Genomic DNA, 19462 nt, shown 5'->3' on the forward strand with positions numbered 1-19462 from the left:
GATTCTCACTTGATGTCAGTGATAGATAAAAAAAGAGCGATTTTTTGAGTGAATTCATAAACAACCGTGAGCAACATGGCGAGGACCAAAACTCAGAGCGCCAAGAGCTGCTGAAAACAATTTTTTGGGATCTCTATAATGGAAAAGATGTCGATCAAGTTAAAGCCTTCGTTGATGAAAAACTGGGGAAAGTGACAGTAGATGAAATTGCCCAACTTTCTAAGTATCAAAAAGAACTTTTAGAAGAAAAAGATTTGTCTCAAAGTGAATTTGAAAGAATATCTGCTGCTCATTTAAGCATTATTGAAGGAAATATAATAGAAGTTCAATATCCTCAAGATATACCAGGGCATCCCGTTCACACCTTCTGTAGAGAGAATAGAGAATTAGAGAGTTTACTGCAATCGAAGTTGATCCCAAGTAAAGAGGCATTTGAAACAGAAGATTCTACTGATAATGTTTATAAGTTAATTGATAATTGCAACAGTTTGTATGGTATTGACAAGCATTTTACACGCAAAGAGCAATTATTGTTCCCTTATCTTGAGAAATATGGTATTAATGCTCCTTCTGTCAATATGTGGAGACTTGATGATTATATCCGTGACTCAATCAAGGAAGTGAAAAAGCTTTTAACAGATTATAATGGAGAAAAAGAGAAAGTTCTTAATACTTTGGACTATATAATTGAACAAGTAACTGCGATGATATACAGAGAGGAACATATTCTCTTTCCAATGGCTATGAGTCATTTAACTGAGGATGAGTGGATAAACATCGCTCATGAAAGTGATGAAATAGGGTACTGTCTTACAGGTCCAGCAGCGGTATGGAAGCCTAAAAGACATGATATAGAATCGAAAGCTTTTGGAGAAGGATATATTAAGCTAGAAACCGGTGTTCTATCTCTAAATCAGATGGAGCTCATGCTAAACCATTTACCAGTTGATATTACGTTCATCGACCACAATGATATTGTACGGTATTTTTCACACGGAAAGGAAAGAGTCTTTGCAAGAACGAAGGCAATAATAGGACGCACGGTTCAAAATTGCCATCCACCAAAAAGTGCGCATATAGTAGAAGCTATACTGGAAGATTTCAAGTCAGGGAAAAAGGATTGCGAGGATTTTTGGATCAAGTTTAAGGATAAATACGTATATATTCGCTACTTTGCGGTTCGAGATGAGCAAAATGAATACATGGGTACTCTGGAATTTACGCAAAATATCGATCCTATCCAAGCAATTGAAGGGGAAAAAAGAATATTGTCGTGATAGTTCCTACAAAATATAGAGAGTTACAAAGAAAGTCATCGAAGGTCTCTGGAGAAAGTGTTACGAATTTTATTTATAACAAAGAGTTGAGAACCGGTTGGGGTATGTTCGATGATTAGACAATTAAATGGAAGCTTCTCATTAGTTAACAAAACTTTTGGGAAGCTTCTTTTTTTATTTCTCCAATCCATGAAGGTAGATGGTACGTAACGTGATCGTGTGTCTATATGATCCATCATACTTTATAAAAAATACATTTACCTTTGTATAGCAATGATATGTAGTTTTTTAACAGGTGTGTTTACTATCGGTTTCTAAGCCAATCTGGTCATTAACAATAGTGATTATGTCCAGCTTGAACTTACTAAGATTACCTTTTCTTTTTTAGATGAATGTAAAAAAATATAGACACCGGTTTACAAAAAAATTATACTGTGGTAAATTTAAAACATTAAAAATGTTAAATAAAAATTTAACAAAATTAATAAAGGGAAGTGACATGCTAACTCAATGAGGAATAGGTGGAGGTTTGTTCCGGAAGATTGAGAGACATCACCCATATTTTGCGCAAGTTCGTGGGGGAGATATAACCAATCTAGCTCTCACATGAGTTAGGAAGATATAGATTGTAAGAGTGCAAACAAAAACAAAACATATTTATCGTAATCTCAACCATAAGCAATTAAATGGGTTTAAGTAAATGTATTTAAAAAACTATTAAACTATTAACTTGTTTCAATAATTGAAAGAGAATTGATCCATTCACTTCTCAACATCCAAGGAGGTACTTAAGATGACAGAAAAATATGATGTAGTTATTATAGGTGGCGGTAGTGCGGGCTCTGTTCTCGGCAACCGTTTAAGTGAAGATGGAACACGTAATGTTCTTGTGTTAGAGGCGGGGCGTAAAGATTTCTCATGGGACCTGTTGATCCAAATGCCAGCAGCTTTGCCGTTTCCAGCGGGGAAATCGTTATATGACTGGAAATACGCATCTGAGCCTGAACCTCATATGGGGGGACGACGTGTCAAGCATGCACGAGGAAAGGTGCTCGGCGGTTCAAGTTCTATCAACGGAATGATTTATCAACGTGGTAACCCAATGGATTATGAACGTTGGGGAGCCGACAACGGTATGGAAACATGGGATTTTGCACATTGTCTCCCGTATTTCAAACGATTAGAAACTGCTTTAGGTTCGGATCGAGACGATGAATGGCGCGGTCATGATGGTCCTCTTAAATTAGAGCGTGGACCAGCAAAGAATCCTTTATTCCAAGCCTTCTTTAACGCAGCTGTTGAGGCAGGACACTCACGAACTCCTGATGTGAATGGTTTCCGCCAGGAGGGCTTCGGTCCGTTCGATAAACATGTGTACAAAGGTAGACGATTGTCAGCTTCACGTGCATATTTGCATCCGGCTATGAAGCGTAAGAACCTCACTGTGAAAACTCGTGCTTTTGTTGCAAGTATCGATTTCGAAGGTACGAAAGCAAAAGGTGTGACCTATCAACGAAATGGGAAGATGCATCAAGTTATTGCAGATGAAGTGATTCTTTCTGGTGGTGCAATCAATACGCCGCAACTACTTCAATTGTCAGGTGTAGGTGATGCAGAGCACTTGCGCTCACTTGGTATTAAACCAGTTGTTGATCTTCCTGGTGTAGGTGAAAACCTTCAAGATCACCTTGAAACCTATATCCAATTCGCTTGTCCACAACCGGTTTCTCAGCAGCCTAACATAAATAAAGCACGTATGCCTTGGATTGGGTTGCAGTGGTTACTCGGACGCAAAGGACCAGCAGCAACCAACCATTTTGAAGGCGGAGGTTTTGTTCGTTCTAACGAGGACGTTAAATATCCAAATTTAATGTTCCACTTCCTTCCATTAGCGGTTCGTTACGATGGTCAAAAAGCAGACACGAAACACGGATTCCAGGTACACGTTGGACCGATGTACTCTGATGCTCGAGGCTCATTGAAGATTCGATCGAAAAATCCTAAAGAGCATCCGAGCATGGTTTACAACTATCTTTCAACCGAACAGGATCGACGTGAATGGATTGAAGCGGTACGAATTACAAGAGAGATTATGTCCCAGCCAGCTATGGCACCTTACAATTCAGGAGAAATTTCACCTGGCCCTTCTGTTCAAACAGATGAGGAGATTTTGGAGTGGGTAGCAAAAGATGCCGAGACTGCGCTTCACCCGTCATGTACGGCAAAAATGGGACCTGCTTCAGATCGAATGGCTGTTGTAGATCCAGAAACGATGAAGGTACATGGTCTTGACAATGTACGAGTGGTCGATGCGTCTGCTATGCCTTATGTCACGAACGGAAATATCCATGCACCGGTATTGATGTTGGCAGAAAAGGCAGCTGACTTAATCCTTGAACGTAAACCATTGGAGCCTATCCATGCCGACTTCTACCGCCATGGCGTACATCCAGCTGACGCAGGTACAGTAAAAAGTTAATTAAAAAAACTATTATATGAAGGTCTCTTTCAACATGTATTTGATTGGAAGAGTGCCTTCTTTTTTTGCACGTTAAGAATTTATAAAATTTTAGCGAAGAAGTAGATCGACGTAGAGAAAATTTTCAAGAACTAAGTATAAGTTCACCGGCTAAAAACGCGATGTCCTATCGCAACACCGGTGCTAGCACGTCCTGTGCGTTGGCTCCTGCGGTTACTCGTCGCAGCTCGAAGCTTAATCAAGAAGTAAAGCTCGTCGCAACTAACGCCTCTGTCTTCGCCCAAGGCTCGCCAATCGGCGAGTTTTCTTTACTAAAAATCGTTCCATCTTACCCTAAAGGTATAATTTTCACATATATTTTCATCAAAAAAACAAGTGGAAAAGGAAGTATTGCCTTGAGAAGAAAGTTCAGTCTTAACAAAAAGGCTGAATTTTTTACTAATTTAATAACGTTCCTGTCCCCAGTACGATAAGCCTTCAACGTGTTCGGGGGGCAGGTGCGTTATTGCTGTTCGATCAGTTCATTTAATTCAAACATATAAACGTCTTCAAACTTTTTATGTAGCACCCCGTAAAAATAGGCGATCGGACGACGAATGTTTTTCTTTTTCATGGCACGAACAGTTTGTTTAAAGGCTTTGATAGCGTTGTCGATCATGAGGTTTTGATCGGTTTCGTAGCTATTTTTATACGCACAAATACGTACCATTCGCCAGTAACTTTCAATCGTGTCAGCACAGTCGAAGAAATTTTTAACGAGCTTTCGAAAAGTGGAAGGGACATCGTCACTTGTATACGAGTGGTCCAACGACTCCTTACGTTTATTTATGAATTTATTCGTTTTATACTCTTTAGTTTTTATTAGGTGGTTCATTTTTTGCTGGTATGGTGGTTCATTTGTATGTAAGCGACGTTCAGGGACATAGGACTGAGCTTGTCCAGATTGACTTTTTCGAGAAGGTGAACCACCATCATCGGAGTATGGTTGGAACACATATAAGTTACTTGACTGGCCGCCATTATTTCGTTTCATCGTGTATGTCGTGATCATACCAATTTTCTTCGCTTTCGAGATCATCCTCTTAAATGTAGACCGTGAAATACCATTGCCATTATATTCTTCATGAATGACTTTAAGGATCGTCGCGATCTTCACATTTGAAACACCGACAACTTTCACACTATAACGAGTCAAAAAAGTAAGAGCTAATTTTTCCCCCTTTGTAAAATAGTCGTGATATTGATCCAACCATTGATGAATCGCTTCATTAAAGGATGCTACATCCTCAAACTTTGAATACTCCGCAAAAATTGTTACTTGTCCATTTTCCATCACATTGATCTCCCCCTTTATAAGAATAGATACATTCAAACTCCAAAAAAGGGGAGGGTGATTTTTAAAATTTTAATAACGATTCCTATCCCCCAGTACGAGAAGGTTTTGACGTACTGGGGTCAGATGCCTATTAAAGTCTTCTGCAAACGGTTCATGTACGTAGTAGACTTTTAATGCGCAACAAAGATAAAGCCTTACTACTAGAAGAGGTGCTGGTAGTAAGGCTTTTTGCACTAATAAGAAGCCATCGTTTCATAACTTCGTTTCTTTCGCGGGCAGCCCACTACTAGGCGTATCTGAAAATTAGTTGATTGTGCAAGCAAGTGTATTTTTTGTTAATATCTACTAATGATATAATGATATAATGAATTATTAAATTAGAATTATTTGGAGGAACTATGCTTACATTTGATCAAAAACTTGCAATTATCGAGTCTTTCCCAGAATTAGAACGCCGCGATGTATCGCTAAATCGTGTTAATTTTCATTATGTGGGAGGCGACAGTGATAAAAAAAATGTCGTATACCATTTGCATCCAAACGGAAATGGGTTTGTTTATGCTGCAACACTTAAAGTGCCGAAGAAAGATCCTAAAGGGATGGTTAATATCCGTGATTTTTCAGAAGAAGAATTACGTTCGATCATTGAACGCTCAATTGACTCTCTGCAATCAAACGCAGTTAGTGAAGTAGAGGAAACTCTTCAAAATATTGATGAAATATGGATGGACAAAGAAGGGCATAAGCTTACTATCATTATTGAAGATGACATGTGGAACGTCTATGCAGGTGAACAACTAGACGGAACGTTTCCATCGTATAATGAAGCGAAGCAATATTTACTTGAAGAAGGATTTAAGCCGAAGCGAAAGTTTGATAAAAAATGAATTAATATTATTAACAAGGAAGAGATGGCCAGCAATGTGACCATCTCTTCCGTCCTTACTCATTCTTTCGTGTAAGGATTTTTTATTTGTAATAAATCACTTTTACGAGCACAATAGCTGAATAAGATTTACGCTTTTTCCCAATCAAAGAGTAGACTAGATACTGCGCAATAAACAACGATTCTAATCAAGTATTTTAGTTCTAAGGTACCTTATAAATTTTATTAATTTTTAATAAAAGCAGATGATTTAGCAACCGATTTTTGTTGGCATTTACATTCAACGACCATTTGCCAACACAATGCTATGAAGTATAATATGAGAAAAGAAAAATTTAGCAAAAGGAAGAACTCGTGTTTAGTATTTAACCCAAGTCACCAGTCCCTTTTATTGTTGTGAAAGATAAAGTTAATTAGTAAGTTGAACTTCTTAACAGGAGGAAAAAGATGAAAATTTATGTGGATGCAGATGCTTGTCCGGTGAAAGATATTATTATTTCTGAAGCAAGGAATTTTGAAATTCCGGTTATCCTTGTTACAAGCCTTTCTCATTTTTCTAATGCAGAACAGCCATCAGGAGTGGAAACCGTTTATGTAGATTCTGGAGCAGATGCTGCAGATTATCGGATTGTGAAGTTAGTGGAAAAAGGAGATATTATCGTGACGCAAGATTATGGTCTTGCGTCGCTAGGTTTAGCAAAAGGAACTATTGTCCTCCACCAAAAAGGATTTAGATATACAAATGATAATATTGACCAATTATTACAAACACGTTATTTAAGTGCAATGGCTAGAAAAGGCGGACAGCGAACAAAGGGACCAAAGCCTTTTACAGCAGAAGACAGGGAGCAATTTAGGCATCTTTTTAAACAGGCTATTTCTCTTGAAAAATAATTAAGGAAAACAAAGAATTGCATACACGCTTTAAAGAGCTGAAGGATGAGCATGATCTTGAAAAAAACAATGCCCTCAAGGCATTGTACCATTCAGAAGTTGCGGATGGAGGAAGGTATCAGGTTGCTTACCAAGCACTTGATCAAGCCAAAAAGTAGACTTTTATATCTTATTTATATTTACTAAAAATTCTATTATAAATGGTTGGAAGGTTATTAGTAGTGACCAAAATATGGTTGCTGCACATTAGACTGATGATACGCATTAAGCATTCCATTTACATTAAACAACAAAATGGTTATATATGTTAAAATTTGGTTAGAGTGTAGTGGGTTTGTGAAGGTTTTCACTTAAACTAATGGGAAGGTTAATAATAGTCTATAGTAGAAAAAGCCGTTCTTATTTTGAACAGCTTTTTCACTTTTGCAAATAGATTGTTAGTGTCCATGACCGTGGTGATGGTCGTGATCAGTATGATCATGGTCTGATGAGTAACCTCTTAACTCATCATACATTTTAATTTGTTCATTAGTTAATACATCAATCATATCGATATGTGCTTTTAAATGAACACTTCTTAATTTACCATCTAAGGTAGAAATTTGATTTGTGATATTATCTACATCGTTTTTTGTAATATCCTTTGATCTAAAGGCATTTTCAAGTTGAAGTTCTAAATTGACGATTTGCTCTCCGATCTTTTGTGCTTCTTCTTTCATCCCATTATAGAGTTCTTCTGTTGTTTCCCTTTGTTCATCGGACAAAGATAGCTCTATAGCTAATTCAAGAGTATGAAGGGGTCCAGGGTAGCTATTCAATTCAGCAGATAGAGCATAGCCAGCTCCTGCACCATTAAGTAATGCTTGAATTCTTCCTTCTGGTAGGGCTTTAATTTCTTGGTTTGTTAGGTCTACGTAAGGACTTGTTTCAGCTTCCATCTTGTTTGAATTTTCTTCTTCCGTTGATGAAAAACATCCTGCTAGAGCAATTGGAATTAACAAGGTTAACAATATTATAGTTCTATTCATATTCTACATTTCTCCTAATCTTTTCTTGGGGGAATCGCTTCGATAAGTAATTCCAGGGCAACAATAACTTCTTTATGCCTATTTTCAGGTATATTAGCCAATATACTATTAAACTTTTCTATACGAGAAGTTTCCAAGCGTTGCGCTATTTTTTGTCCCTTTTCAGTTAATCTCAGTATTTTCATTCGTTGGTCCTTTGGACTTGTTTCACGTTTTAACCAATCTTTTTTCTCCAACTGTTGAACTAAACGACTTACCGTACTTTTCTCTAAATTTAGTATCTGCGTTAAATCGGATTGTGTAACTTCCTCTTTTAACTGAATTTCCATAATTGTATGTGCTTCAGATATTGAAATAGGCTGACCACAAGGAGTTTGGTTAGGATGATGGAGTCCAAGAGAACGGATGATTTCTTTCATCTGATTGTAAAAATCATTTTTAACCAGTACAATCCCCCCTCTACACAACTAGTTGCATAATACAACTAGTTGTGTTTATTGTCAATAAAAGAGAAGTTTATTTAAGAACTTTATAAAGCAGCAGAAAGGAGCATATTGCACTAACGGCGAGCTAATGATAAAAAAAACGAAAAAATAACAGATCTATTTGCTGTACAGTAGAACGATACTGGTAACGGAATATAATATTTTTAAGGCGGTCACTTTAAATGTGATCGTCTTTCGTATCTGACGGTTACTGTGCGACAAATGTCTACATATTTAGGTGCCTTTGAAAAAATGTACTTATGCAAAGGAGTAAAATTTTGGAAAAGATTCCGAATCCTAATTCCATTCTGGGGCATATCTTGAAGGATTGTAGCAGTGTAAAATTGTAGAAACATTAAAACGTGAATAATTAAGGATAATGTTAAATTTAGAGAGATAATAAAAGAAATTTTTTTTAAAAAGGAATGACTAAAAGGAGAAAGAATAGTTGTATTTTGTTTACAAAAATACAACTATTCATTAAGTAGGACAGAACATATTTTAGTCTTGATAAATATGGATAATATGTAATGTCCTTTAATTTATCTACAGAGGAAAAGTCAACATAAGTTATTTCAAGATCCCAGTCCCGATAATTTCAACGTCAACTGTAGTTGAAAAGTTAACCTTTGGATATTCTTCTTTCCAATCGAGCTGCTTCCATACCTTTGGGTGAAAAGCCATTAGTTCTCTACCAATGCCTAGTCCATCACAGTTGGCCTCTTGTAATATTTGAGTGACATGGTTTGCTTTTTCTGTGAATTTTTCTGTAAGCTCCCTAGTTATCTCCTCAACAGCGTCGTCAATTATATCTTCTTTCGGATATTCGACAATATTCACTTTAAGCTTTAAATCGATATCAACTGATACTTTATTATCATTTGTAGTGGTAATGTTCACTTTTGAATTGGAATCGCTAACAGTAAATGATACGATTTGCTGCCGTCCTTCCTCTTCTTCAGGATGAATGACAAACGAAAATCTATTTGTTTCACCAAGTTCATTCTTTAGCAATAATAAAACAGTGGAAGCATCGCCCTCGAGGTCCTTTCCAGTGTATTTTTTTCCATTAAATAAAGCCATTCCTACGATCTTTGTTTGGTTTTCTTCAGTTTTTTTGATTAATGGCAGGTGGAAATCTTCACCAGGATCAAACATGACCGGAAAAATGGACTGGATCGTTTCTCTTGAAACATACGACTTGTCTTCTGCCTCTTGAACTAACCCCAAGACTTCCTCACTAATAAATCTTTCTTGAACCTTATTAAGCCTTAAAATATTCTCGCCACGTCCTTTGGTAACAACAAGTAATGCTCTTATGGAAAACCTAGGATCACGGTATAGAATATCTAATAATGAATAAAGATCAGTTTTTGCTAGCTCTTCACCAAGGATGAATACACGAGCTTTATTAGACGCAAACTGACCAGCAAGTTCTTTTTCTTGTGCTATTCTTGTATCGCGCAATGTATTTCCTTTTGCACTGAGTACAATATTGGCACTTCCATGTTCGGTTCCGCTAATGGTTTCTGGGGTTAATGCACGGATTGCTATTGTCGTTTGCAGGGAGTTGTCTTCATTTAAATCAAAGCTGGCTCCGTAGATAAGCCTTGCATCTTTTAATAAGTGTTGATCCCAGCAACTTGTCAAGACAAAGAGACTGATTAGTGCAACAATTACTAGTTTATACCTCATACGCTCTCCCTCTTGCCTATTTTTTGTTTGAAAAAGACTATACTTAATAAGAACAAAGGGATTCCTCCTACAAAAATGTAGCTTAACGTTGAAATGATTTCTCCAAATTGCTTTGTGAACTCAGGAGTGCTAGGGATTATTAAAGTAAATAGGAACACAAAACCACCAACAATGAAACTGGACTTTTGGTGATCTTGCTGACGAAATAATTTACTTAGACCGATGCTCGACAAGTATATATAGATCCCAATTGAAGTTGTCATTGGTACTATCCAAATCACTAAAAAAATAAGGTCTAATCTTTCAATAAGTTCATAGTCTACCGCTTTGAGCATATATAAAAGAGGCTCGGGTATCACGGCGAGTTGATCAGGACTAAAATAGATATAACTCGAAAACACAAAAAATGTATAAAGTGTTGTCACAGCGATTACGGCCAAAGCAGAGTATTTCACTTTTTGTTTATGACTTGCTTGAACGAATGGATAAACGATCAATAGTAACTCAAATCCTAACATGGCAACAATTGCCTCATGAGAGGCCAACATGATATTTTTGATTCCACTTTGTCCAACAGGAAATATATATTTAACATTAACCTCCATATAAGCGCTAAGGATTAACGCTATTAGAACGATAACTAATAGCGATACAATGACATAAACCCTAGCAATGATTCTTAAATTTTCTTTAACTAAATAAACCGCAACACTGATAAAAACTAAAAAGAGTATCCACTCAGGTGTTAATGGGAGAAGCCATTTTTTAAGTACACCTGTAGATAAGTGGATAACTAAAATATTTACACTAATAAAATAAAGTACATATAAGCAAGAAAATAATTTACCGAAAAACATCCCTGTTATTTTTTGAGAAAAATCGTATAGCGTATCTTGTGGATACTGTTTATTTAACGTCAGTATGATAAATAAAAACAGTAAATTGACTATACCTGCATTTATTATTGATATCCAACCGTCTGTAAATGCGTTTAAATAGAGATCGTGAGCAAGGGATAGTACACCAATCCCAATTTGAGATTGCAGAACTAAAAAGAGTAATTGATTCGTTGAAATTTGTTTATTTGTTTTCACTGTTGTCCCATCCTCTAGCATTTCGCTGTCTTTCTTCTTGATCTGGTTGGGGTGTAGTAGGTCTTTGGTTCATTTTCCATAAAGGGACACGAATAAACGTATCTTTAAAATCCTTTAAGCGTACCGGTGCAAGCGGTGCAAAATAAGGTGATCCAAACGATTCTAACTTGCATAAATGAACCAATAAAACCATAAGTCCAAATACAATCCCAGCTAACCCTAATAAATAAGCAGATAACATTAATGGAAATCCCAATAATCTAACGGATGTTCCCATTTCATGGATGGGTACGACAAAGGAAGCGATGGCCGTCAGGGCGATAATAACTACCATGGTGTTGGAAACTAGGCTGGCCTCGACTACGGCAGTGCCAATGACTAATCCGCCAACTACACCAATGGTTTGTGCAATGGGACTTGGAAGTCGGATAGAAGCTTCTTTTAATAACTCTAAAATAATTTGCATGGTCATCGCCTCAATCAACGGATGAAACGGTACATGCTCCAAGGACGCTTTGACATTAAAAAGTAGGTCGAATGGAATAATCTCATAATGGTAAGCGACAAGAGAAATATATAAAGCTGGCAGTGAAATCGCAAGAAAAAAACAAAAAAGTCTTACTAAGCGAAAGAATGAGGCGATAAACCACCGGTTATTGTAATCGTCAGACGTTTGATAAAATGCAAAAAATGTTATTGGCATTACGAGCGCAGATGGGCTTCCATCGGTTAAAACAGCAACTCTACCTTCCATTAAACCAAATACAGTCCTGTCTACCCTTTCTGTGCTTAATACTTGTTGAAAAGGAGAATAAGAGTTGTCTTCAATATATGCTTCCATATGTCCGGGAGATTGAACAATATCAACCTTCACGCTTGACAGTCTTCCCTCCACTTCTTTTACGACCTCTTTATTAGCTATTGAAGATACGTATAATAATGCAACACGAGTTTCAGATTCCTTGCCTAATATCCATTCTTTTATTACTAAATTTTTACTTTTTATTTTACTTCTAATGATATTGATGTTCACATTTAAATGCTCGACAAAACCATCACGAGGACCTTTAATCGCTTGCTCGCCCATGGGTTCCTCGATCGCTCTCTTCTCAAACGAAACCGTATCTAAAATAAATGCATACGTTTCGTTTTCTAAAAAAATAACGGTGTTTCCTTGAGAGAGTTTAAAGGCCACATGATCTAGTGATTCTGTTTTGGTAATTTCTTTAACAGCAACCGTATTAATAATGGAATCTGAAGGATGATTTATAATTTGTTGGATCACTTTCGTTTCTAGTGTTTCACTATCAACGAAAGTATTAATAAAAAGCAGCGAAATTTGTTTGTTATTAAAAATTAATTCTCTAACAGATAAGTCATCTGTATGGTGAAGAAATGATTTTATTAAATCGATATTTTCCAATACATTACTAAGAATAGGTCGAGGTGTTGTTGTATGTTTTCGAGAATGTTGGAGTTGAGTTCGTTTCCATTTCTTCTTTTTTAAAAAATACATGAACTAATTCCTCCATGACTAGTGGATCTATGTTAAGTAATTATTAGTTTTTACAATCGAATTAAATTTATGCTAATAATTCGCTTACTTTGAAGTGCTAAAAAAACTTGCCCTTACATCGTACTTTGGGCAAGAAGATCCCAACTAACGGTTCAGATAATGCAATCGAAACTAGCGCTTATAAGGGGAACCAAAGGAAGGGATTGAAATTTCTTTTATCCGTGGTAGTACTTCAGATTCAGAGGTAGAAATAGATGAAAATGGTGTTATCACATTTACGACAGGTCCAGCTGATTATTATTTACTTAGGGCAAAGCCATTATCGGATGAAGATGTTGAAGGAGAATATGACCAAACATATTATGAATCTACAATGTCCTTTACCGTGCAAAATGGAAAGGGTTTATCAGTAGAAGATTTAGAAGAGAATGCTATTGTTCTACAGATGAGCATTAATTCAAAAAGCTTGCTCATCATTGTAATGGTAGATTAAGGCGGTGAAAAATTGGAAGTTATATTGGAAGTTATATTTACCTTAGTTAGAGGAATGATGTTTTTGGGTAGGTATTACTTCATTATATTAAATCCATTAATTGTGACATATTGTACTTAAAGCAACTGTGAGCGTTAATTTAATAAAGCCTTAAGGTGATCATTAGTTCAGTCTAGAAGGACTGGGCTATTTTTTTGAACCACAACATACATAGCCAATTAGTTGCTGCGCACCAGGAATATAATCTGCAATTATCAAGCAAACTGCCATCGCAATTTACTGTAAATTCATTTTCCATACTGACATTAATCCCACTAGGTAATTTTTAGATTTTTAATTGTTTGTTATTTTCTTTCACATTCTTTTACACCATAACATGGTAAAATAGATATATTCCTAATGTCTTTCACAAGGTGGTAAACAAATTGGCAATAAGATCATTTTTATATAAAAACGAAACATTCTCTACATTAAAAAGACGAATTTACCTAGTCCTTTTGCCTGTATTAGTTTTCGCCTTTTCTACAGTTTTAATAAGTCTTTATATAATTAACGGTTCGTTAAGCTTTATAAATATATTTACATTTTCAATTCTTTGTCTCGGATTCACAATTTGTTTTATTATTCTACTTATCAACAAACATTCTCAACTATATATTGAAATTTCATTCTGTATTATAGCATCATTATTATACTTACTTAGGATGTATGATCATATCATTACCTATTTAGGACAAAATGGAAATTATTATTTAGGTACGGTTGCCTATTGGGTGCCTCTCCTCTTTCTTATTTTCTTCTTTACTTTCCGAGGTAAAGTTGCACTAAAAATATCAATTACTGTCTATTTGTTAAGCTTTTTACCAGGAGTATATCATTTATTATACAGTCCATTTGTAAATGGACAAACGTTTGATACATTGTTACAGTTTTATATCGTTACACTTGCATATATTATCGCTCTTTACTTTGTTCAATATGTTTTTGAAGTGTTTTTACAGGTAGATATGGCAAAACATTTAGCAAATACAGATTATTTAACAGGACTTCCAAATAGAAGAAAAGTGGACGAGTTTCTTGATAAGGAGCTAGAAGTCGCTAGGAGTACAGAACAACCTTTATCCGTCATCCTGTTTGATGTGGACGACTTTAAAAAAATTAACGATACATATGGACACGATGCTGGTGATTCCGTGTTAAAAGAACTTTCATCACTTATAAAAAATCACCTTCCTGAGTGCACATATTTCGGTAGGTGGGGTGGGGAGGAATTTCTTGTTTTGTTCTCGGGAAAAAACAAAGAAGCAGGACTAAAACTAGCTGAGACTCTTAGACACTTAATTGCAAAACATGAATATAGTGAAATTGGTCAGATTACTTCGAGTTTTGGAGTTAGCGAATTTATTGAAAATGACTTAAAAAAGGATATTGTCAATAGAGCAGATGAGGCTCTATATGTTGCAAAGAAAAGCGGTAAAAATCAAGTGTGTTAGGGGGAACAAAGTAAAGTCATCTTGTGCGCAGTACAACGATAATATTCAATTGAAATACAAAAAAAGTTGGTCTCTCCAAATATGAGGACCAACTTCTTTCTTGTTTCTGCTATTAATCTAGGCCTTTACTTTACCCATTCATCGATCAATTCTTGATTCTCTTCAATCCATTTTCTAGCTCCATCAATAGGCTCTTCGGTACTTTCAACATATTCGATCAGTTCGCCAATTTCTTCATCATCCATCTTCCAATTATTAAACCACTCGCTCACTTCTGGAAAATCATCTTCAAATCCATGTCTTGTTGCATGGTGAATTTTTTCTACACCACCGTAGATGTTTTGTGGATCTTCTAGGAATTTCAAGTCATATGCAGAAAATACCCAGTGTGGAGTCCAAAGTGGTGCCACGATTGGTTCTTCATTTTCAATGGCATTATCAATATCAGCGATCATTGCAGGTTCAGAGCTTGGTAATAGTTCAAACTCAAGGTTATAATCTTCAATTAATTGTTCCGTCACTTCCATCGTACCTGCGCCAGGGTCAAAGCCGGTAATTTCTCCATTAAACATTTCTTTATGTTCATTTAAATCTTCTATACTATTAACTTCTTCTAGGTATGCTGGAACAACAAGGCCTACTTTTGCATTATCAAACCAAGTAGCTTCTGAGAAATTAATCGTATCTTCATATCGCTCTAGATAATTTGCATCTTGGACTGGTAACCATATTTCTAAACTAGCATCTAGCTCGCCACTTTCTAAAGCTTCCATCGTAAAACCCATTTCCAATAAGTTTAAATCGACGTTATAACCTTTATCTTCTAAAATTACTTTCCACATATTTGTTACGGCAATATTTTCAGCCCAGCTAATTTGAGCAAACGTTAAATCTTTTGCTTTTTCTTCTTCACCACTTGCTTCATCAGTGCCACATGCTGTCAGAACAGTAAACATAAGCACCGCTAAAAGTAAACTAAGTTCTTTTTTCCATTTGTTCATGTAGAAAATCTCCTTTGTAGTAATTTTGTATATTATAAACGTTAAATATGTTAAGAAAAAATTTAACGTCATAACTATAATAACACATATCTTATCTTAAAAGGGATAAGATATATTTATATGCGAGGTAGTCCATAGCTTCCTATAGACTACCTAATAACTTTTTTAAAAATTAATCTTGCTGTTCTTTTGGTAAAAACTCAAATATTTTACCGTTTCTTATACTTGCCACTAAGTCATCCAACCAGTGATAGTATGTTTTAGATTCTTGTAGTTGATCATAGTATTTTTTTGCCTCTGCAACAATTTCTGCAGTACTGGAGGAATCTTTGATGGCATCGATTAAATCTTCTTGTGCTTCCTCAATTGCTGCCATGTTCATTTTTACTTCTCGTTCCCACATCTGACAATAAAACACCATAAATGAACGAAAGAAATTTTTCTCAGCTACATAGGTATGTTTTCTAGAACCGCGTGTAAATGTTTTTTTCACCATTTCTATTTCTTGGAGCTTACGGACACTAGTACTCATACTCGGTTTACTCATTTCAAGCTCTGTACGCATTTCATCAAGAGTCATTTGATCTTTAAAGTACATCGTTGCATATAAATTTGCAGCAGCAGGTGTTACTCCATATAAATCCATTGTTTCTGCAATGGCACCAATGACTTTATCTTTTGCTTCTTCTATTTTCATTCTGGACTTTTCTGTAGATTCACTCATAAAGGCGCTCCTTCATTATTAAGTAAAGCTTGTTAAATGTTTTTTTACTCTTTTTCACAAACTTTATGTTACAGAACTCTGATGAAATGTCAAATGGAAAACGCCATTTAAATAATCACAAATGTCTACTAACTTAGTCATCGTAACTTTTTCTAATAACTTTTAATTATTTTCTAACCTTATATGTATTTATTTTATCTTTGACAGCCATAAAAAGACATGATAACATTCGAAACGTTAAATAAATTTTAAACAAACTTAATATATTATAAAAATTGGAGTTGATAGATTTGAGTATTAAACAACAACAATACATTAATGGTAAATGGGTAAATGCGAATTCAGGTAATACGCGTGAAATTATTAATCCTTTTAATCAAGAAGTTATCGCTACTGTTCCAGAAGGTGATGAATCAGATGCAAAAGTAGCAATCACTGCCGCAAGAGAAGCATTTGATCATGGGGAATGGTCTTCTACTCCACCAACAGAGCGAGGGAATATTGTAAGGAAGATTGCTGAATTAATAGAAAGAGATAAAGAAGAACTTGCTAGATTAGAATCATTAGATACTGGTAAAACAGTCGAAGAAAGCCGTGGAGACATGGATGATATCGCTGGCGTATTTCGTTATTATGCAGAGCTTGCAGATAAAAATGGAGGAGAAATGATTGATTCTCCAGTGCCAAACTCTATTAGTAAAGTGGTTCACGAACCAGTTGGTGTTTGTGGTCAGATTACACCGTGGAATTATCCATTACTTCAAGCGTCTTGGAAACTAGCTCCAGCGCTTGCGACTGGAAATACGTTAATCATGAAGCCAAGTGAAATTACACCACTTACTACTATAAAAGTATTCGAACTTATGGAAGAAGCGGGAGTCCCTGCTGGTGTTGCTAACTTAGTACTAGGTGCTGGTAACACCGTTGGTGAAGAGTTATCAAGTAACATTGATGTCGACCTTATTTCTTTTACAGGAGGAATAGTTACTGGGAAGAAAATTATGCAAGCGGCAAGCGCTAATGTAAAGAAACTTGCACTTGAACTTGGTGGAAAGAACCCTAACATCATTTTTGCTGATGCTGATTTTGAAACAGCTGTTGACCAAGCATTAAACGCGGTATTTTTCCATGCAGGACAAATTTGTTCCGCTGGCACAAGACTGATTGTAGAAGAAAGTATACATGATGAGTTCGTTCATGCACTTGTTGAACGAGTGAAGAAATTTAAGCTAGGAAACGGCTTTGACGAAGATACACAAATGGGTCCACTTATTTCAGCTGAACACCTTGCGAAAGTGGAAGAGTATGTAGAAACAGGTATGAAAGAAGGTGCGACATTAGCAGTTGGTGGTAGCCGTCCAGAAGAACCAGAACTACAAAATGGATTTTTCTATCTACCTACTATTTTCACTGACTGCACAACAGACATGAGCATTGTTCAAGATGAAGCGTTTGGTCCTGTGATTACGGTTGAGAAATTCCGTGAAGAAGAGGAAGCAGTGAAGCTTGCAAATGACTCTATTTATGGACTTGCTGGTGGCGTTTGGACAAACGATACTACCAAAGCTGAACGTTGTGTAGCAAAGATGCGAATGGGGACTGTTTGGATTAATGAATTCAACCTTTACTTCCCACATGCACCATGGGGTGGATTTAAGCAGTCTGGTATTGGACGCGAACTAGGAAAACTAGGTATTGAAGAATATACAGAAACAAAGCATATATTCCAAAACCTTAAACCTGAGCCTATTAACTGGTTCTAGTCATCAACCTAAACTATCGGTGTTAAAGTGACGCATGAAGGTAGTGCGTTAGATATGAGATGGCTAAAGGTAAAGAGGTAAAAAAATCATAACATACTGTTAACATTAAGGGTTTTAATGGAGGCTTCTCATAAGTTCATTGAACTTTGGGAAGCCTCTTGGTGAATTTAATCACGCTTGAACGATTATTACTAACACCAAGAGGGAGACAAATTACATGTTTAGAAAAAAGAGTAGTATTCTTTACAAAGTACTTATATTTATTCCGATCGCACTTATATCACTTATTCTCTTATCCTATTTCAGTTATTCTTTTTCAAAATCAGAGTTAGAAACACAAATCACGGAAAAAATGACACATATAAACAATGAAGTCATACATAATATCGACTCACAGTTTATTGCCCATCAACGAATTGGGGAGTCTATTGCCGCGCTTATTGAGGCTACTGGTACAGATATTGATCAAGAAGGCTATGCAGAAACGCTAAAACATGCCGTACAAATTAATGAAGATACGTTTGGAACGGGAGTATGGTTTGAGCCATATCAATACGACGAGGAACGACGTTATTTCGGCCCGTACGTCTATGAAGATAACGGTCAAACCTTTTTTACTGACGAATATGAATCCGCTCAATACGACTATCATAGTCATGAATGGTATCAAGTAGGAAGAGAACAAGGGACAGTTGTATGGACAGAACCATATTATGATGAAACACTAGATATGACAATGATTACAACGACAATCCCATTTTATGATCAACAAGGAAGTTTTCTAGGCGTTGTTACTAGTGACATTGATATTACGAACATTCAAAACTTAGTGATGGAAATAGAAACTGTAGATGAAGGATGGGCATTTCTAGTTGGTGAAGGTGGAGAGTTTATTGCTCACGCAGATCAATCAAAAGTGATGCAAGCGACTCTACATGACGAGGATGAGTTAGGAGCCATTAGTAGTGAATTAATGAATAATGAATCTGGTATGATCACTACTTCCCTACAAAATGGTGATTCTCAAGTTTTTTATCAAGAGATTCCTAGAACCGGTTGGAAGCTAGCTCTAGTAGTTCCAGAAGATGAAGCTTATGCTCCATTAAACACACTGCTAAATCAAATTCTTATTGTTAGCTCAATCATTATTATAAGTTTAGTCATCGTCGGTTTCATTATTGGAAAAAGACTAATTAAACCAATTGTATCACTGAACAAAGAAGTCAATAAACTCGCTAATGGAGATTTATCCGTAACAATAAAACCTACGACAAATGACGAAATCGGACAGTTAACGA

The 19462-nt window shown here is 36.1% G+C and carries 15 protein-coding genes and 1 pseudogene; 8 read left to right on the forward strand and 8 right to left on the reverse strand.

The features are described 5' to 3' along the window. Nucleotides 1–44 precede the first annotated feature (44 nt). On the forward strand, nt 45–1277 hold the full coding sequence (locus LGQ02_RS02915; RefSeq protein ID WP_226516743.1) for a DUF438 domain-containing protein: 1233 nt from the start codon (nt 45–47) through the stop codon (nt 1275–1277). Nucleotides 1278–2070: 793 nt separating this feature from the next. Further along, nucleotides 2071–3756, forward strand: a complete 1686-nt coding sequence (gene betA, locus LGQ02_RS02920) for a choline dehydrogenase (RefSeq protein ID WP_226516744.1) — start codon at nt 2071–2073, stop codon at nt 3754–3756. A gap of 502 nt (nt 3757–4258) precedes the next feature. Here betA and LGQ02_RS02925 read toward each other — a convergent pair. After that, complete coding sequence (locus LGQ02_RS02925; RefSeq protein ID WP_404802375.1) at nt 4259–5092, reverse strand: hypothetical protein; 834 nt, start codon at nt 5090–5092, stop codon at nt 4259–4261. A 398-nt stretch (nt 5093–5490) separates the two neighbouring features. On the opposite strand from LGQ02_RS02925, the gene LGQ02_RS02930 reads away from it, so the two are divergent. The 3 genes from LGQ02_RS02930 to LGQ02_RS02940 all read left to right on the forward strand — a co-directional run bounded on the left by LGQ02_RS02930 (nt 5491) and on the right by LGQ02_RS02940 (nt 7030). Further along, the gene (locus LGQ02_RS02930; protein WP_226516745.1) at nt 5491–5979 is read left to right on the forward strand and encodes a hypothetical protein; all 489 of its coding nucleotides are present in this window, start codon (nt 5491–5493) and stop codon (nt 5977–5979) included. 446 nt (nt 5980–6425) lie between these two features. Next, complete coding sequence (locus LGQ02_RS02935; RefSeq protein ID WP_226516746.1) at nt 6426–6872, forward strand: YaiI/YqxD family protein; 447 nt, start codon at nt 6426–6428, stop codon at nt 6870–6872. Next, on the forward strand, nt 6869–7030 hold the full coding sequence (locus LGQ02_RS02940) for a hypothetical protein (protein WP_226518198.1): 162 nt from the start codon (nt 6869–6871) through the stop codon (nt 7028–7030). Before LGQ02_RS02935 ends, LGQ02_RS02940 begins: the two co-directional genes overlap by 4 nt. 279 nt (nt 7031–7309) lie before the next feature. On the opposite strand, the gene LGQ02_RS02945 is transcribed toward LGQ02_RS02940, so the two are convergent. The 5 genes from LGQ02_RS02945 to LGQ02_RS02965 form a co-directional block, all read right to left on the reverse strand. After that, nucleotides 7310–7900 (reverse strand): Spy/CpxP family protein refolding chaperone, encoded by a 591-nt coding sequence (locus LGQ02_RS02945; RefSeq protein ID WP_226516747.1) that lies wholly within the window; start codon nt 7898–7900, stop codon nt 7310–7312. A gap of 14 nt (nt 7901–7914) precedes the next feature. Continuing rightward, the gene (locus LGQ02_RS02950) at nt 7915–8319 is read right to left on the reverse strand and encodes a MarR family winged helix-turn-helix transcriptional regulator (protein WP_226516748.1); all 405 of its coding nucleotides are present in this window, start codon (nt 8317–8319) and stop codon (nt 7915–7917) included. 636 nt (nt 8320–8955) lie between these two features. Continuing rightward, nucleotides 8956–10080 carry a Ger(x)C family spore germination protein gene (locus tag LGQ02_RS02955; RefSeq protein WP_226516749.1) on the reverse strand — a complete coding sequence of 375 codons (1125 nt, stop codon included), beginning with the start codon at nt 10078–10080 and terminating at the stop codon, nt 8956–8958. Then, nucleotides 10077–11174, reverse strand: a complete 1098-nt coding sequence (locus LGQ02_RS02960) for a GerAB/ArcD/ProY family transporter (RefSeq protein WP_226516750.1) — start codon at nt 11172–11174, stop codon at nt 10077–10079. Before LGQ02_RS02960 ends, LGQ02_RS02955 begins: the two co-directional genes overlap by 4 nt. Continuing rightward, entirely contained in the window at nt 11161–12690 is a 1530-nt protein-coding gene (locus LGQ02_RS02965) for a spore germination protein (protein ID WP_226516751.1), read from the reverse strand. Before LGQ02_RS02965 ends, LGQ02_RS02960 begins: the two co-directional genes overlap by 14 nt. Nucleotides 12691–13608: 918 nt before the next feature. Between LGQ02_RS02965 and LGQ02_RS02970 the strand changes: the two genes are divergently transcribed. Then, the gene (locus LGQ02_RS02970) at nt 13609–14676 is read left to right on the forward strand and encodes a GGDEF domain-containing protein (RefSeq protein WP_226516752.1); all 1068 of its coding nucleotides are present in this window, start codon (nt 13609–13611) and stop codon (nt 14674–14676) included. A gap of 125 nt (nt 14677–14801) precedes the next feature. On the opposite strand, the gene LGQ02_RS02975 is transcribed toward LGQ02_RS02970, so the two are convergent. Both LGQ02_RS02975 and cudC read right to left on the reverse strand, forming a co-directional pair. After that, nucleotides 14802–15677, reverse strand: a complete 876-nt coding sequence (locus LGQ02_RS02975) for a glycine betaine ABC transporter substrate-binding protein (RefSeq protein WP_226516753.1) — start codon at nt 15675–15677, stop codon at nt 14802–14804. A 172-nt stretch (nt 15678–15849) separates the two neighbouring features. Continuing rightward, the gene (gene cudC / locus LGQ02_RS02980) at nt 15850–16401 is read right to left on the reverse strand and encodes a choline uptake/conversion transcriptional regulator CudC (RefSeq protein WP_226516754.1); all 552 of its coding nucleotides are present in this window, start codon (nt 16399–16401) and stop codon (nt 15850–15852) included. Between the two features lie 290 nt (nt 16402–16691). Here cudC and betB point away from each other — a divergent pair, with 290 nt between their 5' ends. After that, complete coding sequence (betB, locus tag LGQ02_RS02985; protein ID WP_226516755.1) at nt 16692–18164, forward strand: betaine-aldehyde dehydrogenase; 1473 nt, start codon at nt 16692–16694, stop codon at nt 18162–18164. A 352-nt stretch (nt 18165–18516) separates the two neighbouring features. Further along, a pseudogene (locus LGQ02_RS21570) lies at nt 18517–19437 on the forward strand (PDC sensor domain-containing protein); the annotation flags it as partial. Between the last annotated feature and the right edge of the window lie 25 nt (nt 19438–19462).

Source organism: Bacillus shivajii, assembly GCF_020519665.1.
Taxonomy (GTDB): Bacteria; Bacillota; Bacilli; order Bacillales; family Salisediminibacteriaceae; genus Bacillus_CA; species Bacillus_CA shivajii.